The organism is Lysinibacillus sp. AR18-8 (genome assembly GCF_001705465.1).
Taxonomy (GTDB): domain Bacteria; phylum Bacillota; class Bacilli; order Bacillales_A; family Planococcaceae; genus Lysinibacillus; species Lysinibacillus capsici.
In genome coordinates, this window is record NZ_MDGU01000005.1 from 185,292 (window position 1) to 203,104 (window position 17,813).

The window sequence follows — 17,813 nt, forward strand, 5'->3', positions numbered from 1 at the left end:
CTATAAAAACTATTAAGTCTACAAAAAAACGAATATTAATATAATGACTAAAGAAATGCATGCACCTTTTTAACTACATTTTTACAGCTTTGACAAGCGTTGATAGATAATAAAAGAAGGCATCTATTTGAGAGTGCCTTCTTTCTATATGATCGATTCATTGATGATGTGAAGAAAATTATTAAAGGATGTGGAGTGATGCAATTCATTTTTTCTTGTACAAAGGTAAATCGGTCGTTGGATATCAATGTCCTTAATAAAAACGCGGGCAACTTGCTGCTGTAGAATAAAGCTAGAAGCTGCTATGGATGGTGCTAGCATTGTACCAAAACCTGCCGCAATGGCATGTATGGATTCATTAATCCCGTCTAGTTGTAAACCTACTTTCGGTGGAGGAATTTTATGCACTTTACATAGGGCATTTAAGTATTCTTTTGTGGAACTACCATCCTCCCTTGTGACGAAGGGCTGCTGCATAAGTTCTGCAAGCGATACTGTTTGACCTGCCAGATGATGATTGTACGGCACAATAAACCAATAATCCAAATTCATTAGAAATTGATAATTAATATCAGCATGATGTCCATCTTCTTTGACGATAAAAGCTAAATCAGCTTTATAATGGAGTAAATCCTCAATCACTTGCTGGGAATTGGCGGTCTTTAAATGAATATGTGTTGCTGGATAAACTTGTTTAAATTGAGCTAACCATTTAGGTAGTAAAAAATGGGAGGGAACATGCGTGGAGGCAATTTGCAGTTCTTCATTGCCCGTATTTTTAAGCTGTTCAACTTTATTTTCAATATCAGTTTCTAGATCAAATAAGCGCTGTGCCTGTTTGTATAAAAAAGTACCATTTTGTGTTAGCGAAATGCCCCTACCTTTGGCTTCTAGCAGTGTCAAGCCTAGTTCTTTCTCTAAATTTCGAATTTGAATGGTTACAGCAGGCTGACTTATCATAAGTGTCTGTGCCGCTTTGGAAACACTATTGAGTTCAGCCACCTTTGTAAATAAACGTAGAGCATGTAAATTCATGTCGTTACACCTTTCATAAATTTTTTTTATGCTTTTATATACATTATATATTAGATTTATTAATTTGCGCTCTGTATCCTTTTAATTACAGTAGAATATATGAGAGGGGGGTTCATCATGAATCGACAACATGTAGGAATTGTCTTTGGAGGAATTTTATTATTAGTTGTTGCTATGGGGATTAGTCGATTTGCCTTCACACCGATTCTACCCTTTATGCGTCATGATGTAGGGTTTTCATTGGAAGTGGCTGGTTTTTTAGCTTCAAGCAATTATATTGGTTATTTCATTGGCGCATTATGGGCAGGGTTCATTTATCGTCAACGTAAAAATGTTTTAATGGCAAGTGTTGTTACCAATGTCCTATCTGTTATATTAATGGGCTTAATAGAAGTGTATAGTGTTTGGCTAGTTCTGCGTTTAATTGCGGGCATTACAGGGGGCCTTATTTTTGTGTTAACATCGAGTATTATTATGGATTACTTGGCGAAGCATTCATTATCACGATGGTCTGGCTATGTATTTAGTGGTATAGGCTTAGGGATTGCTATTTCAGGTTTATGTGTACCTGCTATAGAAGCAAGATTTGCTTGGCAGGGTGCATGGTTAGGCTTAGGAATTTTTTCAGCGATTTTTTTATTTATTACCTCTTATTTATGGAGAAGTTTAGTGGTGCAGGACAGCACAAAAGTTACGAAATCTCTTGATACAAAAATGACAAAGGGTTTTATGCCATGGCTGATTTTATCCTATGGTTTAGAGGGGTTAGGCTATATTATTACAGGTACTTTTTTAGTCGATATTATTCATAATATTCCTTCTCTTCAAGCTTACTCTTCCTATAGCTGGGTCATTGTGGGGCTCGCGGCTATTCCATCAGCTCCTGTTTGGACGGTCTTATTAGAGAAGTTTTCAGCTATAAAAATTTTGTTTGTGGCATACATACTACAAGTGGTTGGTATCCTGTTACCTGTTTTTGCACAAACGGTATGGAGCGTTTTACTAGCATCTTTTTTATTCGGTCTAACCTTTGTAGGAATTGTCACGCTAACTACTTCCTATGCACGACAGCTATTCCCGACAAAGAGCGGATTCGTTGTTTCTTTATTAACAACCTTTTATGCTTTTGGACAAATTATCGGACCGATTATCGCAGGAAAACTGGTTGAAGTTTATAGTAGCTATAAAGCAGCACTTATATTTGCTGGTGTCATAGTGTTTCTTGCATTGCTCGTTATGGTAATTGGTAGATGGCTAACTGTAAAAAAAGAAGCTGTTGCTGAACATACAATTTCTATATAACGCATAAAAGCCAGAAATCCTATTTGAATTTCTGGCTTTATCATTTACTTAAAGAAGCCGTGCCTCTATCTACATGATATTAAAAAATAAAATAAAAGTCTATATATTTTTTTCTTTATATGGAAAAATAGACAAGTGCACACAGGACGTAACGTTACGATTTTACTTTGAAATGGGGACTGTAAATGAACACAGAACAAGCTATTCAACGCTGGAATCGATATGCGGAAAGGTATACAGCAAACTACGATGAGCAGGGGGATATTCATCGTGTCGTATTGTTAAATCCCACTATCTTTTCTTTGCTAGGTGAGGTAGATGGAAACCATCTATTAGATGCAGGATGTGGAGAAGGCTATTTAAGCAGATTATTGGTAAAGAAGGGTGCAAGAGTAACAGCTGTTGATTTTTCACAAAAAATGCTAGACATTGCTATGGAAAGAACACCACAGCAGGAAGCTATTCAATTTTTACACGGGAATTGTGAAAATTTATCCTTTTTAGCAGATGAACAATTTGATGGTATTGTTTCAAATATGGTTCTCCAAGATTTAGAGGATTATCAGGCTGCTTTATGTGAGATGTTTCGATTATTAAAACCTAATCGCACTTTTATTTTTTCGATTTTACACCCATGCTTTGTGACACCAAATAGTGGATGGATGAGACATGAGCAGCTAGATCAACAGTATTGGAAAGTCCAACGTTATTTTTATGAAGGGGAGTATCACCAGCTAGATGCTGACCCACCAATAGTTCTATACCACCGAACATTAACAAGCTATGTGCAAGCAATTAGGCAAGTTGGATTTACTATTGAGACTATTGTAGAGCCCAAGCCATCACAAGACATGCTAAGGAAGTACCCTCAATTTGCGGAAGATTTGCATTGTGCAGATTTTATTGTTTTTAAATTAAAGAAATAAAGGAGAAGTACCGATGCGTTTATTTCATGTCAGTGAAGACCCTACTATTATGATTTTTCATCCTCGACTGCCTGAGCGACCAGATTTAGATGCCAAAAAAGGGCTAGTATGGGCAATCAACGAAAGATGCCTGCCAAACTATTTAACGCCAAGAGATTGTCCGCGTGTCTGCTTTCATGCAGGGGATCAAACAACAGAGCAGGACAGACAGCAATATCTACATCAAGCTTCACATGTAGTAGTCATAGAAAACAAGTGGTGGGAAGTATTGAAAACTACAAGTCTTTACCTATATGAGTTTGATAGTAATGGATTCACTTTACAGGATGATATTGCGGGCTATTATACGAGTGAATTAACACAAATGCCCATCCATGTCTCAGAGATCAATGATATAGCTAAAGCATTATTGGAGCGCAATGTTGAATTGCGAATCGTGGATAGCTTATGGGAAATACATGATGACATCCAAAATACAAGCTTAAATTGGTCAATATGCAGAATGCGCTTTGCACAACCAAGATTCTAAAAACAAGCCTCGTTATGCACCTATTGCATGGACGAGGCTTATTTATTATTAGACAGTCGATGTTTGTTCAATTGGTGCTGAAGAGATATTGACTAATTTCTTGTCTTGATATGTAAAAATATAATCATAGTTAGTTGTTTCATTGAGCATCTTAGGTAAATAATATTTTAAGTCCGCAATACCTACATTTTCAGGGTGTAAAATCCAAGTAAGCTCCTTCCAATCAAGAATGCCCTCAGCAACCTTTATCGGTGTTACATATGGAAAAGATTCAGGTAGTTCCGCTATAAACGCATACATACAGCCATAGTTAACAACGCCATCTGTCCAGGTAATCTTACCCTTATAGGTAATATCCTCAACCGTAATGCCTGTTTCTTCTTTAATTTCTCGTAAGGCACCAGCTAATGGTGTTTCATCCTGTTCAATTTTGCCACCAACACCATTCCATGCGCCCATCCACTGAGGCTTATCTCTATTCAATAAAAGGATATAATCACCTTTCTTCAGAAAACAAATTGTAAATTCAGCCAAGTTTGTTCCTCCCTTTTCTTTAGTTATCTGAATTGGCAGGAGACCAGCCAGTCTGCTGACTCCAATGATTTGCTTGTTTTAAAATTTCCCATATGATCGATTCTTTAGATTTTGTATAAAGTTGACGATTATATTGGTATTTCTTAGCCAATTCATATTTTACCTGCTCATAGCGACGACAGTAATCTGGATGACGGCGCAAAAAATCTCGAAATAATAAGGCTAGCTGCTCTGCCCAACTACCAGCCTGTCGAACATGAATATGTACTCGTCTATCTCCAGGAGCCTCTCGAAAATAGCGTTTAGACTTGTCTGGATTTTCTGCTCGATAACTTAAACCTAGAGATTCTAATGGAGCTTTAAATGCTGCCAATGGTGTAAACGATGTGACGGATATTTGTATATCAATTACAGGCTTTGCTGCTAGCCCTGTTACAGCAGTTGAGCCAATATGATCAATTCTCAGCGCTATGTTTCCTAAGGCCTCCCTTAATTGACAGCCTATGCTATGAAATTCCTTAGCCCATTCATCTGTATAAGGTAAAATCAAAATAGGATCAGGCATTTTATCTCCTCCCTTGGTCTTCATAATTATTGTAGCATGCGTGTTATAGTGGAATAAAGATAGTAGAGGGAGTGAGAAAACGATGATTTTAATAAGTGCTTGCTTAGCAGGTTTAAATGTTCGTTATAATGGCACAAACAGTCTAGATGAAAAAATACAAAAGCTTGTGTTAGAAAATAAAGCTGTCACGGTTTGCCCAGAGCTGATGGGAGGCTTTTCAACGCCCCGCGAACCGGCTGAAATTGTAGGTGGCAATGGACAAGATGTACTTGATGGCAACGCAACAGTGGTTGAAAGTTCTGGACGAGATGTCACAGATTTATATCTGAAGGGAGCCTATGCAACTTTACAAAAAGCACTTGAGGTAGGGGCAACTCATGTCATTTTAAAGGAATATAGCCCATCCTGTGGCAGTGCAAAGATTTATAACGGTGCGTTTAATGGAACAAAATTAGCTGGCGAAGGAGTAACTACGGCATTGCTTCGAAGAAACAATATTGTCGTGCTATCTGAAGAGAATTTTTTTGAATGATTAAAGAGAGGCCCCTAAACTAGTAGGGGCCAAATTTATTTATTCAACAATTAATATGCGAGGCGACGTTTTAGCAATTATTTTGGTCGAAATCCAGCCGCCAAAAATGCAGCTATATGTGAATCGAACTGATTAACACTTAAGTAGTCCCTTATAATATTAGCTATATCATTTTCGTCTTCAACAATTAGTACTTTGATGTTCCCGTTGCTCATACATACTATCTCTCCTTAGTAAGATGTCTAAATCATTTTCTTCGGTTGACTAGGAAAAAAAACAAAACAATGATAAGGAATGCATAAATTATAATCCATGTGTATTGCCAATAAAAAACGTTGGGTATAACTTCAATTTGATCGCCCACACTCATCATTTCTAATGAAAAATGAAGAGGAGGAAGTAACCAAAGAAGTCCAGTTAGAATAGAATCTTTTAAAGTAGCGATCACGACAGAAATAATAAGGATGCCTATTACACCCCACCACGTATTTCGCCTATTTTTCACGAGTTCCCTAGTAAATAAAGCAGTGAGTGCAATGGCAAGTAACGATAAACTAAAATGAGACAAGAAACCTAGTAAAATATGTAATAGTTTGGGCTTCTCAAAAAATGCCTCTATTAGGATTGGATAGATGACAGAAACACAGCTTAGGCTAAAGGCAAGCAGCCCACAAATGATGAATATCCCTAAATTGTAGTCTATTGTTTTTCTCGTATGAAGGGTAGTAATCATTTTTTGTCCTTCATCTTCAGCATGAAATAATGTAACAGTAAACCAGCCCATTAAAAAAAAGAGCACAAGAGATGTAAATGAATAACTATCTAATATTGGATTAGGGACAAAAGTATAATTAACGATAAGACATAGAATGAAGATTGTAAAAGGTGGAACGTATTGATAGGTTCTTAAATAATTTATCAATTGATAACGTACTAAACTGCTCATCTTTTTCGATTCCTCCTTTCAAAAATGAGAAGAGAATTGTTCTTTTTTGTAGTGGACAGTAGCTAAATATTTAATTGAAGCATTGTGTTGTAATAATTTCAGTAAAATTTGATCTGAATCCTTTGCTGGAACAATCGTCACTATTTCATAATGTCCATTCACTAAAAGTTGTTGTTGTTGAATCTCTATCGAAGGTATGATTTCATCGAGTAATGATAGGCTAGCAATCTCAAAAATTAATCGATGCGTTGGATTGCGATCGAAACCCTCTATCTGAATGATCGTATTCTCTTGAATAAGTAAAACGGAGTCTACAAGGTTTTCGAGTAATTTGGTTTCATGACAGGTTAAGAGGATACTGAGTCCTTTGCTTCTTACTCTAGCTAAGATTTGTTCGAAATCATTTTGTGCCTTGGCATCAAGTCCTGACAATGGTTCATCCATTATCAGTAGATCAGTTTCTTCTAGCATCGCCTGCATAATCATCACCTTTTGCTTCATCCCTTTAGAGAAATGGACAATCCTTGTATCTTTTTCCTCTTTTAGTTGAAACATCTCAAGTAATTCTTCTATCTTCTGCAAAAGTTGCTTTTTAGCCATACCTCGTATACAGCCCATGTGATAAAGATATTCTTGAGGTGTAAATAAAATATGAGAAGGAGTTGTTTCTGGTACATAGCCAACTTTTAAAGACGTTTTATGCTTCACAATAGAACCACTGTCTGGTTTAATGAATGCTGCAATAATCTTGAGTAAAGTGCTTTTTCCAGAACCATTTTTCCCCACTAGAGCAATGATTTGATTGGACGCAATTGAAAACGATACATTCTCTAAAATTTTTTTCTCATTGTATTGTTTACAGATGTTTTGTACTTCCAAAATAGTAGTCATCTTCACACACCTTTATTTTTGGATAATTCTTCTCCATAAAATAATTATAATGAAAATCGACCATTCACTTCAATTAAATTGGTTATATTTCCTGTTTTTAGTTATTTCAGTTACATAAAAAAGCACTGCTTTTTAAATAGCAGAACTTTTAAGGATTGATTACAACGAACGATATTTTTTTAAACTGATAATATTTAACGTAATGAAAACAATGGCAAAACAAGCAAGAATGCTAAGATTCACTATAATATCAGAAAGTGAATAACCTTTATACATCACACCATTCAATGCGTCCGCAGCATAGTATAGAGGCATGATACGCCCAATGTTTTGAAGCCATTCCGCCATACTATCCAGCGGGAAAATACCCGAAAAGAACACTTGAGGAACAATAACAAGCGGAATAAATTGCATCATTTGAAATTCTGAAGCGGCAAAGCTAGATAGCAACGCACCTAAGGATAACGAGACAAGAGCAACCATCATATTGATGAGTAGGACAAGCCAGATGGAGCCTACATGGACAATATCGAGCACATAAATACCAAACAGGACGATAATAATTGTTTGTAGGAACGCAAATAAACCATAGCCAACCATATAGCCTGCTACAATTTCTGAACGTTTAATCGGTGTCGCTAGTAAACGCTCCAATGTTCCAGAAGTACGCTCCTTTAATAAGGCAATGCCCGTAATTAAAAAAACAAAGAAAAAAACAAAGAAGCCAATGAGCATAGGACTAAATATATCAAAAATAGCCGTATCCTGATCACCATAAACATAGTCCGTTTTCATACTGCCTATAGAGGCTTGTGTAGGCTGTAAGATTTGAGCAAGTTGCATCGTTAAAGCCTTTGCCAGAGAAGGATCATCATTTAATAAAGTTAACTTACTAACATTTTGCTCTACTGCTAGCCAACCATTATACTCTTTATCTTGTAGCTGTTTTTTTGAAAAATCATTGTCCACGATAATGGTAAAATCAGTCTCTTTTAATTTGTCGATCAATGGGGCGGGCGCATTAGAGACCACAAGTGTGACGGAAGCCTCATTACTATTGAAAATAAAATACATTAAGGACAAGACAAGAAGTGGGGCTAAAAATAATAAAGCAAGTGTCCGTCTATCTCTTTTCATTTGTTGGATGATTCTTGTGATGATAGCACTTATTCTCATTGAACGTCACCTCCAGCTTTTACAAACACCTCATCAAAGTCTTTTGCTTGATAATGTTCTTTTAACTCTTGTGGGGTACCCTGTGCAATAATATGTCCACTTCTCAGCATGGCCAATTGATCACATCTTTCCGCTTCATCCATCGCATGCGTCGTCACTAAAATGGTTTTTTGTTCTTGATCTTTTAAACGAATCAGTTCTTGCCAAATTTCCTTTTTTAAGACAGGATCTATCCCCACCGTTGGTTCATCCAAAATGAGTAGTTTAGGATTTTGAATAAGGGCAATAGCAAGAGATAATCGACGTTTCATTCCCCCCGAATAATTTTCTACTTTTAGTCGTAAGTCATCTGTTAAACGAACGAGGCTTGCCGCATAGGCTACTCTTTCTATTCGTTCCGCTTTAGATAGTGAATAAAGCTTTGCAAAAAAATGTAGATTTTCTTCTCCAGTTAAATCTGTATAAAGTGCATCTGATTGTGCCATATAGCCAATGTCATTTAATAATTGTTTATGAGGAACATTCAAATCTAATACTTGAATAGTACCACTATCAGGTTTCAGCATGCCCATAATCATTTTGATTAGTGTTGTTTTACCACAGCCTGACGGACCGAGTAAGCCCATTAACTGTCCCTTAGGAACATCCAAAGAAAGGGGGGCAATAACTTGCTTATGTTGAAATCGTTTTTCGAGAGACTTAATAGAGATTGCCTGGTTGCCCATATGGTCCTCACTCCTTCACTGAACACAATGTTGATTTGATAAAAATTTTACGGTAGCATGTGAGCAAATACAATCAACAGTTTATCAGCAAGTGTTAAGTAAAGGGAGGGAAATATGTGTCTGTACATGAAAAAATGAATTTTGAAACGAAGCAAGCCATTAAAAATGCTTTTATCCAACAAGTAGAGGAGGTAGGCTTTGAGCGTGTGACTGTAAAGAATTTAGCGTTAGTAGCTGAAATTAATCGTGGCACGTTTTATTTACATTATTCAGATAAATATGATGTGATGGAGGATTTGCAGCAAGAGCTATTAAAGGAGTTAGAGCGCTATGTCAAACATGTTCAGCCGTTGGATGCTTTTCAAACGTTAAAAATGGGGCAACTCTATCAGCCATTTATCAAGGTGATAACGTGTATAAAAGAGCATGCACCAGCTTTTCGTATGTTATTAGGAGAGCAGGGGAGCCCTAGCTTTACACAAAAGGTGAAAATGATCTTTGGGAGTCATATTTTAGACAGATTATCGCTTATACGCAAGGAAGCACAAGATCCAGAGTTTCAACAATACTTACAAGCCTTTATAGCATCTGCCATTTTAGGGGTCATTCAGGAGTGGTTGGACAAGGGGAACGAGAACTTAACAGTAGAAGAAATGGTCGCTCTACATTTTCGATTAATACGGTTTTTAGGAAATGTAGTAGGTACTATTTAATGAAAACCGCTACAGCACTGGATCTGTAGCGGCTAGAAATTTAGAGATGTAAATCTCGTTTTACAAAAAAACGAATTGCTAGACTATAGCAAAGCAAGCCAATGAGGAAAAGTGTACCTAGCATCCACCAGCAAGAGCTATTTTGTTGAATTAATTGAACGGAATCGAACAATGAATAGATTGTAATGTATTGTAATTTGTCTAGTGAACCACCCATATTGCTCAGTGCCTCAATCAGATAAAAGGCAATGGGAATGCCAGCACTATAGGCATAGGATGTTCTTAAATCTTTCGTGCTGCAAGACATAAGAAAACAGAATCCACTAATGGCAAAGTGCAATAAAAATAGCCCGAAATTTAACAGCAGTAGGGCCGTTATGTCCAGCTCATTAGGGAATAATATTTCTGCAAAGACAATCATGACCAACGTAGTAACAGCAAGGAGTGTAAAAAGGCTGATGATCAAAAATAGTGCTTGTGTAAAGACAATTTTAAAACGTGTATTGGGTGTAGCGATTAAGTATGCCATCGAGCCATTATCAATATAGCCCATGATGAGCTTATTGGCTAACATGATAGAAAATACCAAAGGAAGAATCATTAATAAAAATCCATATAAATAGGTGGAGAGAAATTCTATCAAGGTATCGCCAATGCTGGTCATACCAAAGGCTGCCATCATCTCAGGCATAGTTTCTGTTAATTTTTTTAGTGTATCCGTCATTTCTGGGTTATACATATAAATTACACTGACAATATATAGCATTAGTACACCGATAATAATGGTGAATAGTTTAAGAGAGGCAAATAACTCATGCTTGAATAAGGTAAAATTCATGATTAAGCACCTCCACTTTCGTAATAATGCATAAAAATATCTTCTAGTGACTGGGAAATAACGTCTAAGTCTATAATTTTATAGTTAGATAGCGTATGGAGAAATGCTTGAAGGTCTCCCATTATAGTAATCATAACTTTTGTAGAAGAGATACGTTCAAGTACATATTCCTCATCAAGGAAGCGAGTGAGCTCTTGCTCATCTTGAAACTCAAGCATGTATTTTTTAGATTTACGTTTCTTTAAATCTGTAATGGTTTCAGTCGCCACGATTTTACCTGCATTAATAATCGCTACACGATCACAAGTTTTCTCTACTTCTTCAATCATATGAGAGGACATGAAAATGGTCGTTCCTTTTTCCTTTTCAGCTAAAATGAATTCAATAAATTTGGTTTGCATGAGCGGGTCTAAACCACTAGTAGGTTCATCTAGAATGACAATTTCGGGATGATGCATGAAGGCACAAACTAAACCAACCTTCTGCTTCATACCTTTCGACATTTTTTTTATGAGCCCAGAAGCATCTAATTCAAAGAAATGCATTAATTCCTCGGCATGGGTGTAATCATTCATCCCTCTTAACTTAGCAATAAAGTGAATAAATTGCTTACCCGTCATTTTATCAATAAACGCAATTTCTCCAGGTAAATAGCCAACAACTTGTTGAATGGTTGCAGATGCCTCCCGACAATTTAAACCGTTAATGAAACAAGAGCCCTCAGTTGGCTGTAAAAAACCCATTAAATGGCGTATAGTTGTGGATTTTCCTGCCCCATTTGGTCCTAAAAAACCGAACACTTCACCCTTTGGAATTTGTAGATGAACATTTTGTATACTATAAAAATCGCCAAACTTTTTAGTTAAATGGTTTACTTCAATCATGGACACGTCACTCACCCCATTTTATTGATACAATAATGTTTTCAAAAATAGAAAATATTCACTAGCCTCTTCCATGCATTGCTCGATTAATTCATTAAAGAGCTCTAGATTATCTACATGCGCTTTTAATCTTTCCTCATAACGATGACTGATACCATCTGTTACCCATTGAATAGTATCAATTGCCTTTTTTATATCCAAATTTTCTCGGAATAAACTAGTATCAATTCCTTCGAATGCAGTTACATAAGCATTTTTTTGAAAAGCGGCATTGTAATGATTTAGTTCATCTCGTACCTCAGAGCTTGTTTCAGCATAGGCCTTTTTCAAAAAATCAAACAGCGCATGATATTGCTTCATGAGATCAATTTTAATTTTCATGATCTGTTCATAACGCTTAAAAATATCAGGCTCTGCTAAATCAATTTGGCGATTAAGTGCCTCGGAGAATTTAGTAGTTGTATAGTCATATAAGAAAAGATATAAATTTTTTTTACTACCAAAATAGTGATATAAAATGCCTTTTGATATATTGGCATTGCTCACAATTTTGTTTGTTGAAGCGGTAGCATAGTTATTGAGCGAAAATTCCCTTAAGGCAGCATTAATAATTGCTTGGCGCTTTTCTTCGGTTAAATTCATAAAAGCTTGATACAATTTTTTACTCCTTTCCGTCATATTTTATGCCATTATATAGAAATTGACTACTGTGGTCAATGTGATTTGGGAAAATAAAAAAGAACATGATTGTGACCATTTCCAATAGTCTCACTCATGCTCTCCATTGCTTCAGTTTACTTATCATAATAATTGTTCAATGCAATTTCTAAACGTTCTTCTAAATGCTTTGAAATATAGCTTAGAACGAATTGCTCTTTGTCCATTTCAATTTGTGCGGACTTGAAAAATTTGGTGAAAAAACCGACTTTATGATTTTGGGAATATTGCTGTAATGCTTCTGTACGTAATGTAGAAACGATTTCATTTTCTATATGACGCTCTCTAATCTTTTGGACAATGTCCTTCACGCTATTTTCTTGCAGCTCGGTAATTTGATTTTGTAGATGCTCATTTTCCTGCTTTAGCTCCAACGTTTCTTTTTGAATTTCTTCCACTTGAAGGATAGAATCGGTCGAAAGACGTTGAATGTTTTTGTCAAGAAAGTCCTGATTAATGTTAACTTGTAATGTCCCTTGCTCTTCATTCGGCAAAATCTGAAAAAGACCTGTTTGAATCATTTGCTGTAGGACGTTTCCAAGCAAATCGATTTTATGTGATAAATCCTCAGAATCCATGGTCGTTGCGGTAATTTGGTGTTTCAGCAACTGACCGTTATCATCAATACCTAGCAATAATTTAATCCCCCTTACACGATACTCATCCTTCAATAATAAAATCATGCGCAATCTCAATATAGCAGGTAGGTTTAAACGAATATTGCTATTTGTATTGGGCGAAGCATTGTCAAAAATATACTGTTCAAACGGTTTTAAATAGTAGCGAAGCATGGCGTCTGTAATATCAAACCAGCCCGCGACTTCTGCAATTGTATAGTGTTTCGATTCATCGATCTCTGCTAAATACCCATCATTATAGAGGTTTTCCTCTAAAGGTGTATGTTGCAGTGCCACAAACAATGGGTCATCTTGCACAATTTCAAGTACCATTTCTTTTGTATCATTTACTTTAAGCATCCTTACACACCCCACTTTATTTTTCCTATGACTAAATGTTCCCTATATAGGTTTCTATTCGATTGGCAGCAATTGTATGCCTATTTTATGTAGGAAATAGTCATTAGAACGAAGTACCTTTTAATCTTTTATGAATCTTAAGGGAAATTGTACTGATGTTCAGGAGGAAGTTAATACAGAAGAATTACCATCCTATACATTTTATTTTTTATAGATAAAAGATTACAATTAGTGTAAAATTACACTTAAATAATCATATTATATTTTTGTGGAGGTGTAGCTGAAATGAAAAGATGTATTCAAAGTATGTTGTCGCTATTTCCATTTCCGTTTTTATTTCATTTTTACGAGTATAATAGCCACCTCTCAAACCAAGAGGCTAGCTTCTTATTTCCGTTATTTCTTTTTTTCATCATTGGAGTAGGCATAGTATCTAGAAATGTTCATCTATCTTTATTCATTGCCCTAAATTTTTTAATGACAGCTTTGTCTTTAATGTTAGGCCATTTTTTTATAGATGATGATGGAAGTTGGTTTAAACCTTTTGGAAGAGATGTAGCCATTATCTTTGTTTCATTCTTTTATGTTTTAGGGCTATTAATTATAAGAGGAATTAGTAATGGAATCATGAGACATAGAGTAAAAGATTAAAATTACAATAAGTCGTATAAGAAAGGACCAAGCCTTTATACAGCTGTTAAGAAGAGAGGAAAATATGGTCATTACTATTGATAAAGCTAAAAATGAAGATTATATTGCGATCAATCATCTTGGGGAAACGGTTACTTGAACGTTGTAAAGAATGGGGAGGGGGCTACATCTATAAAATTAATGTGTGTGAGTTCAATATCAATGAAATTAAATTTTATGAGCATTTAGGTATGAAGAGTGTAAACAGAAAAATGAAGATGAATATAGAAATCAAGCAATTAAGTCACTCATGAATGAAAATGAGCGACTTTTTTTGTTTTCACCATATGAGATCGTGTTGAACTACTAACTAAATAATGTAAATTATTAAGAAAAAGTTAAGAATTCTCCTTGCAAATCTTTAAGAAAGTCTCTTTATAGTTAAAACCATTAATAAAGAAAGCAAAGCGAGGAGACAACTAAATGCAGCTCATCACCTTCCTTACTGAATTTATAAAGCATCCAAAAACAATAGGGGCTATATCACCTAGTTCTAAGAAATTAGCGCATAAAATGGTGCAACCTATTTGCTTTGAGACGGCTCAATGCATTATAGAGCTTGGCCCTGGGATGGGGGCCTTTACTAAGGAGCTTGTGAAAAGAAAAAAGCCAGCTACATTGCTTGTTCTCATTGAACATAATGCGATTTTTTGTGAGAAACTGCGTAGGCAATTTGCTCATGTAGCCAATGTTGTAGTGATCCATGGTTCAGCAGAAAATTTGAAGCAATATTTGACGAATTTGAATATCGAAAAAATAGATTATGTTATTTCTGGACTGCCATTTACATCGTTAAAGGCGGAAGTATCGTGTTGTATTTTAAGAAATGTGAAAGATTGTTTGTACAATGGAAAATTCATTACTTTCCAATATTCACTTGTGAAAAAATCATTTTTTCAAACCTATTTTCAGGATATTTCACATGAGAAAGTATGGATTAATATGCCACCAGCCTATGTATTGTGCTGTAGGCTAGGAAATACGAGGGTCAGCTAATGGAGCTACAGGATCTTTTATTATTTATTGAACAATATGGCTATTTTGCTTTGTTTTTTAGTTTATGGCTAGGGATTATAGGCATGCCGCTACCAGATGAAATGATTGTCATGAGTGGTGGTTTTCTATCGTCGCTTGGAAAATTGGTCATTTGGAAATCTTTCTTACTTACTTATTTAGGCGTTGTTTCAGGGCTTTCTCTAGGATTTATACTTGGAAAACTATTTGGTCATCGTGTACTCGATAAACTTGTGAAAAAGAAAAAGGCAAAGTACTTAACCAAATCACAAGAATTGTTAGATCAATATGGACACTTTGCATTAGTCCTGAGTTACTTTATTCCAATTGTTCGACATATCCTCCCTTACTTGGTGGGAATGAATAATATGCCTTTTAAAACATATGCTTTATTTTCCTATACAACAGGCTTTGTCTGGACATTGATTTATTTTACACTAGGTTTATTATTCGGTAGTCAAATTGAATATATTTCTTTGATTGCTACGAAGTATGGTATTTACTTTGGGTTATTCATCGTGACTGTTAGCTGTATTTATTATTTTTATATACGGAAAATAAAAAAATAGCTAAAATGGAGGAACATTATGAATGGAAAATATTTGATTAATGGTGGGATTAGATGAGTAATGAAACAATTTTAATTGTAGATGATGAAAAAGAGATAAGAAATCTGATAGGCATTTATTTGAAAAATGAGGGGTTTCATGTGTTAGAGGCATGTGATGGAGAAGAGGGCTTACAGTTAGTAAAAAAGCATAAAGTACATTTAATTGTATTGGATTTAATGATGCCTAAAGTAAATGGCATTGAAATGTGTATGAAGGTAAGAGAAATAGCAGAAATGCCTATTATTATGCTAACTGCCAAATCTCAAGATATGGATAAGATTAGTGGTTTAACGATAGGTGCTGATGATTATGTGACGAAGCCCTTTAATCCGTTAGAGCTAATTGCCCGCATTAAATCACAGCTCCGTCGCTATCTGAAAATGAGTGGCTTATGCAGCAATAGAGAGGAGCTGGAAGTTGGTGATTTACGTATCAATACAGCGACACATGAAGTTTTTGTTAATAATGAAAGAGTAAAGCTGACACCTAGGGAGTTTGCTATTTTGGAATTGCTTGTTAGTAACCCTGGCATTGTCATGAGTGCAGAGCAAATCTATGAAAAAGTTTGGAAAGAGGAAGCATTTCAATCAGAAAATACTGTAATGGTACATATTCGAAAAATTCGAGAGCGAATTGAGGCAAATCCAAGGAATCCACAATATATTAAAACCGTATGGGGAGTAGGGTATAAAGTTGAAAAAGTTCTTTAGGCTTTTAAAGATCCCAAGGTTTCTGAAGCATATTGGTGCGAAAATAAAAAATAATATTCAACGTAGCATTCGTATTCAACTATTTACAACATTTTTATTATGTGCACTTGGCAGTTTTTTAGTGGCACGTGCAGTAGTGCCATTTTTTGAGAATAACAATGAGACAGTGATTGTGGATTATAGTGGTAGTATGAAGATGATGTATCATCATGCACAGGATACAGCAGCATTGGCAACCCAAGAAAATAGTGTTGAAGCATTAAGAGAATTGATCGATCAAGAAAATGGAAAAATAGAAAATGAGGACAATGCATTCAAAATTGTCGTCACAGATGAGGCAGGTAAAATCTTATATAAAACAAAGCAGGTAAAAGAGCAACAAATCAATTTGCATGAAGAAATAGGGCATGTCATGGACTTTACAATGAATCAACCTTTTGAAAATGCCTATCATGTGAACGAAACTTCTCGTAAGGAGTTTACAACATTAGTGCCACTAACTTTACAAGATAAAAATTATTACTTCTTTGTTAGTGGGCTTCCACAAGGAGAAGCCATCACAAGTACGAATGAAGGTCCCATACCTTTTTTCATTGGTGTTATGTTGTTTATCGTATCATTTTTCTCGATAACAAAACGCAAAATGAATCAAATTGAGGCATTAGCGGAGGGGGTTATGGAAATCGCAAAAGGAAATTTAGCCTTTCGTATCGAGAAAAAAGGTCAGGATGAAATTGCTTCACTAACGGATAATGTTAATCAAATGGCAGAAGAAATTATGACAAGTATCGAGATGGAGAGGAAAATTGAGCAACAAAAAAACGAGCTTATTACAAATGTTTCACATGACCTTAGAACACCTCTTACCTCAATCATGGGTTATTTGCGTTTATTAAGAGAAGAGAAGTATGAGACAAAAGAGCAATATGACGAATATTTGAAAATAGCCTTTTCTAAATCCGAGCAATTAAAAAATTTAATAGACGATTTATTTGAATATACTAAGCTCACGAATGATAAAAATACTTTAATGCGACAACAAGTTTGTGTAAATGAACTGCTCGAACAACTAATGGAGGAATTAGTACCATTAGCAGAGGAGAAACAACGTATTTTTATAAAACACTTTCCAGAGAATCGAATTTTTGCTGCACTGGATTCGGAAAAGATTGTACGAGTTTTTGATAATCTACTCATCAATGCGATCAATTATGGTACTGCTGAAGGAAAAATTATGGTTTCCCTTGAAGGACAAGCAAACCATGTACGTATTTGTGTAGCGAACCAAAGTGATGCCTTTACATCGGTGGAGCTTGCTAGTTTATTTGAGAGATTTTATAAAAAAGATCAATCGAGAACAAATGTAACCGAGGGCTCAGGGCTTGGACTAGCGATTGCCAAAAGCATAGTGGAGCTTCACGGAGGAACGATTCACGCAAAATACAAAAATGAGACACTGTACTTTATTATCACATTGCCGTTAGCAGCTTCATAACTG

The 17,813-nt window shown here is 35.6% G+C and carries 23 protein-coding genes; 11 read left to right on the forward strand and 12 right to left on the reverse strand.

The genetic code is table 11. The features are described from left to right. Positions 1-144 precede the first annotated feature (144 nt). Positions 145-1,035, reverse strand: coding sequence for a LysR family transcriptional regulator (locus BFM98_RS04450; RefSeq protein ID WP_054550626.1), 891 nt, complete (start codon positions 1,033-1,035; stop codon positions 145-147). Between the two features lie 117 nt (positions 1,036-1,152). Here BFM98_RS04450 and BFM98_RS04455 point away from each other — a divergent pair, with 117 nt between their 5' ends. The 3 genes from BFM98_RS04455 to BFM98_RS04465 all read left to right on the forward strand — a co-directional run bounded on the left by BFM98_RS04455 (position 1,153) and on the right by BFM98_RS04465 (position 3,792). Next, positions 1,153-2,337 carry a YbfB/YjiJ family MFS transporter gene (locus BFM98_RS04455; RefSeq protein WP_066036624.1) on the forward strand — a complete coding sequence of 395 codons (1,185 nt, stop codon included), beginning with the start codon at positions 1,153-1,155 and terminating at the stop codon, positions 2,335-2,337. 185 nt (positions 2,338-2,522) lie between these two features. After that, complete coding sequence (locus BFM98_RS04460) at positions 2,523-3,263, forward strand: class I SAM-dependent methyltransferase (RefSeq protein ID WP_066036625.1); 741 nt, start codon at positions 2,523-2,525, stop codon at positions 3,261-3,263. 13 nt (positions 3,264-3,276) lie between these two features. Continuing rightward, positions 3,277-3,792 (forward strand): DUF6886 family protein, encoded by a 516-nt coding sequence (locus BFM98_RS04465; RefSeq protein ID WP_066036626.1) that lies wholly within the window; start codon positions 3,277-3,279, stop codon positions 3,790-3,792. Positions 3,793-3,840: 48 nt separating this feature from the next. On the opposite strand, the gene BFM98_RS04470 is transcribed toward BFM98_RS04465, so the two are convergent. Both BFM98_RS04470 and BFM98_RS04475 read right to left on the reverse strand, forming a co-directional pair. Beyond that, a complete protein-coding gene (locus tag BFM98_RS04470; protein ID WP_066036627.1) occupies positions 3,841-4,326 on the reverse strand; it encodes an NUDIX hydrolase in 486 nt (161 codons plus the stop codon). A gap of 19 nt (positions 4,327-4,345) precedes the next feature. Next, on the reverse strand, positions 4,346-4,891 hold the full coding sequence (locus BFM98_RS04475) for a GrpB family protein (RefSeq protein WP_066036628.1): 546 nt from the start codon (positions 4,889-4,891) through the stop codon (positions 4,346-4,348). Between the two features lie 82 nt (positions 4,892-4,973). Here BFM98_RS04475 and BFM98_RS04480 point away from each other — a divergent pair, with 82 nt between their 5' ends. Further along, the gene (locus BFM98_RS04480; RefSeq protein ID WP_066036629.1) at positions 4,974-5,423 is read left to right on the forward strand and encodes a 2-thiouracil desulfurase family protein; all 450 of its coding nucleotides are present in this window, start codon (positions 4,974-4,976) and stop codon (positions 5,421-5,423) included. A gap of 77 nt (positions 5,424-5,500) precedes the next feature. On the opposite strand, the gene BFM98_RS23605 is transcribed toward BFM98_RS04480, so the two are convergent. The 5 genes from BFM98_RS23605 to BFM98_RS04500 form a co-directional block, all read right to left on the reverse strand. Next, on the reverse strand, positions 5,501-5,638 hold the full coding sequence (locus BFM98_RS23605; RefSeq protein WP_241490021.1) for a response regulator: 138 nt from the start codon (positions 5,636-5,638) through the stop codon (positions 5,501-5,503). 32 nt (positions 5,639-5,670) lie between these two features. Continuing rightward, positions 5,671-6,369 (reverse strand): hypothetical protein, encoded by a 699-nt coding sequence (locus BFM98_RS04485; protein WP_048391214.1) that lies wholly within the window; start codon positions 6,367-6,369, stop codon positions 5,671-5,673. Between the two features lie 18 nt (positions 6,370-6,387). Then, a complete protein-coding gene (locus tag BFM98_RS04490) occupies positions 6,388-7,260 on the reverse strand; it encodes an ABC transporter ATP-binding protein (protein ID WP_066036630.1) in 873 nt (290 codons plus the stop codon). 159 nt (positions 7,261-7,419) lie between these two features. Then, positions 7,420-8,436 carry an ABC transporter permease gene (locus BFM98_RS04495; protein WP_048391207.1) on the reverse strand — a complete coding sequence of 339 codons (1,017 nt, stop codon included), beginning with the start codon at positions 8,434-8,436 and terminating at the stop codon, positions 7,420-7,422. After that, positions 8,433-9,161, reverse strand: coding sequence for an ABC transporter ATP-binding protein (locus BFM98_RS04500; RefSeq protein WP_048391206.1), 729 nt, complete (start codon positions 9,159-9,161; stop codon positions 8,433-8,435). The genes BFM98_RS04495 and BFM98_RS04500 overlap by 4 nt, the downstream gene beginning before the upstream one ends. A gap of 116 nt (positions 9,162-9,277) precedes the next feature. Between BFM98_RS04500 and BFM98_RS04505 the strand changes: the two genes are divergently transcribed. Further along, complete coding sequence (locus BFM98_RS04505; protein WP_016993228.1) at positions 9,278-9,874, forward strand: TetR/AcrR family transcriptional regulator; 597 nt, start codon at positions 9,278-9,280, stop codon at positions 9,872-9,874. 40 nt (positions 9,875-9,914) lie between these two features. On the opposite strand, the gene BFM98_RS04510 is transcribed toward BFM98_RS04505, so the two are convergent. The 4 genes from BFM98_RS04510 to BFM98_RS04525 all read right to left on the reverse strand — a co-directional run bounded on the left by BFM98_RS04510 (position 9,915) and on the right by BFM98_RS04525 (position 13,290). Next, complete coding sequence (locus BFM98_RS04510; protein ID WP_175400711.1) at positions 9,915-10,712, reverse strand: ABC transporter permease subunit; 798 nt, start codon at positions 10,710-10,712, stop codon at positions 9,915-9,917. 2 nt (positions 10,713-10,714) lie between these two features. Further along, complete coding sequence (locus BFM98_RS04515; protein WP_254659984.1) at positions 10,715-11,596, reverse strand: ABC transporter ATP-binding protein; 882 nt, start codon at positions 11,594-11,596, stop codon at positions 10,715-10,717. A gap of 21 nt (positions 11,597-11,617) precedes the next feature. After that, the gene (locus BFM98_RS04520; RefSeq protein WP_066036632.1) at positions 11,618-12,253 is read right to left on the reverse strand and encodes a TetR/AcrR family transcriptional regulator; all 636 of its coding nucleotides are present in this window, start codon (positions 12,251-12,253) and stop codon (positions 11,618-11,620) included. A gap of 137 nt (positions 12,254-12,390) precedes the next feature. Further along, positions 12,391-13,290 carry a hypothetical protein gene (locus tag BFM98_RS04525; protein ID WP_066036633.1) on the reverse strand — a complete coding sequence of 300 codons (900 nt, stop codon included), beginning with the start codon at positions 13,288-13,290 and terminating at the stop codon, positions 12,391-12,393. Positions 13,291-13,575: 285 nt separating this feature from the next. Here BFM98_RS04525 and BFM98_RS24220 point away from each other — a divergent pair, with 285 nt between their 5' ends. From BFM98_RS24220 to BFM98_RS04550, 6 genes are all read left to right on the forward strand, one after another. Beyond that, positions 13,576-13,941: a hypothetical protein gene (locus tag BFM98_RS24220; protein ID WP_254659982.1), complete on the forward strand. Its 366-nt coding sequence runs from the start codon at positions 13,576-13,578 to the stop codon at positions 13,939-13,941. Positions 13,942-14,033: 92 nt separating this feature from the next. Beyond that, positions 14,034-14,234, forward strand: coding sequence for an N-acetyltransferase (locus BFM98_RS23800; protein ID WP_175400712.1), 201 nt, complete (start codon positions 14,034-14,036; stop codon positions 14,232-14,234). Between the two features lie 169 nt (positions 14,235-14,403). After that, positions 14,404-14,976 carry a class I SAM-dependent methyltransferase gene (locus BFM98_RS04535; RefSeq protein WP_066036634.1) on the forward strand — a complete coding sequence of 191 codons (573 nt, stop codon included), beginning with the start codon at positions 14,404-14,406 and terminating at the stop codon, positions 14,974-14,976. Beyond that, positions 14,976-15,563, forward strand: a complete 588-nt coding sequence (locus tag BFM98_RS04540) for a DedA family protein (RefSeq protein ID WP_066036635.1) — start codon at positions 14,976-14,978, stop codon at positions 15,561-15,563. Before BFM98_RS04535 ends, BFM98_RS04540 begins: the two co-directional genes overlap by 1 nt. Positions 15,564-15,616: 53 nt before the next feature. After that, entirely contained in the window at positions 15,617-16,315 is a 699-nt protein-coding gene (locus BFM98_RS04545) for a response regulator transcription factor (protein WP_066036636.1), read from the forward strand. After that, on the forward strand, positions 16,299-17,810 hold the full coding sequence (locus BFM98_RS04550; RefSeq protein ID WP_066036637.1) for a HAMP domain-containing sensor histidine kinase: 1,512 nt from the start codon (positions 16,299-16,301) through the stop codon (positions 17,808-17,810). Before BFM98_RS04545 ends, BFM98_RS04550 begins: the two co-directional genes overlap by 17 nt. Positions 17,811-17,813 lie beyond the last annotated feature (3 nt).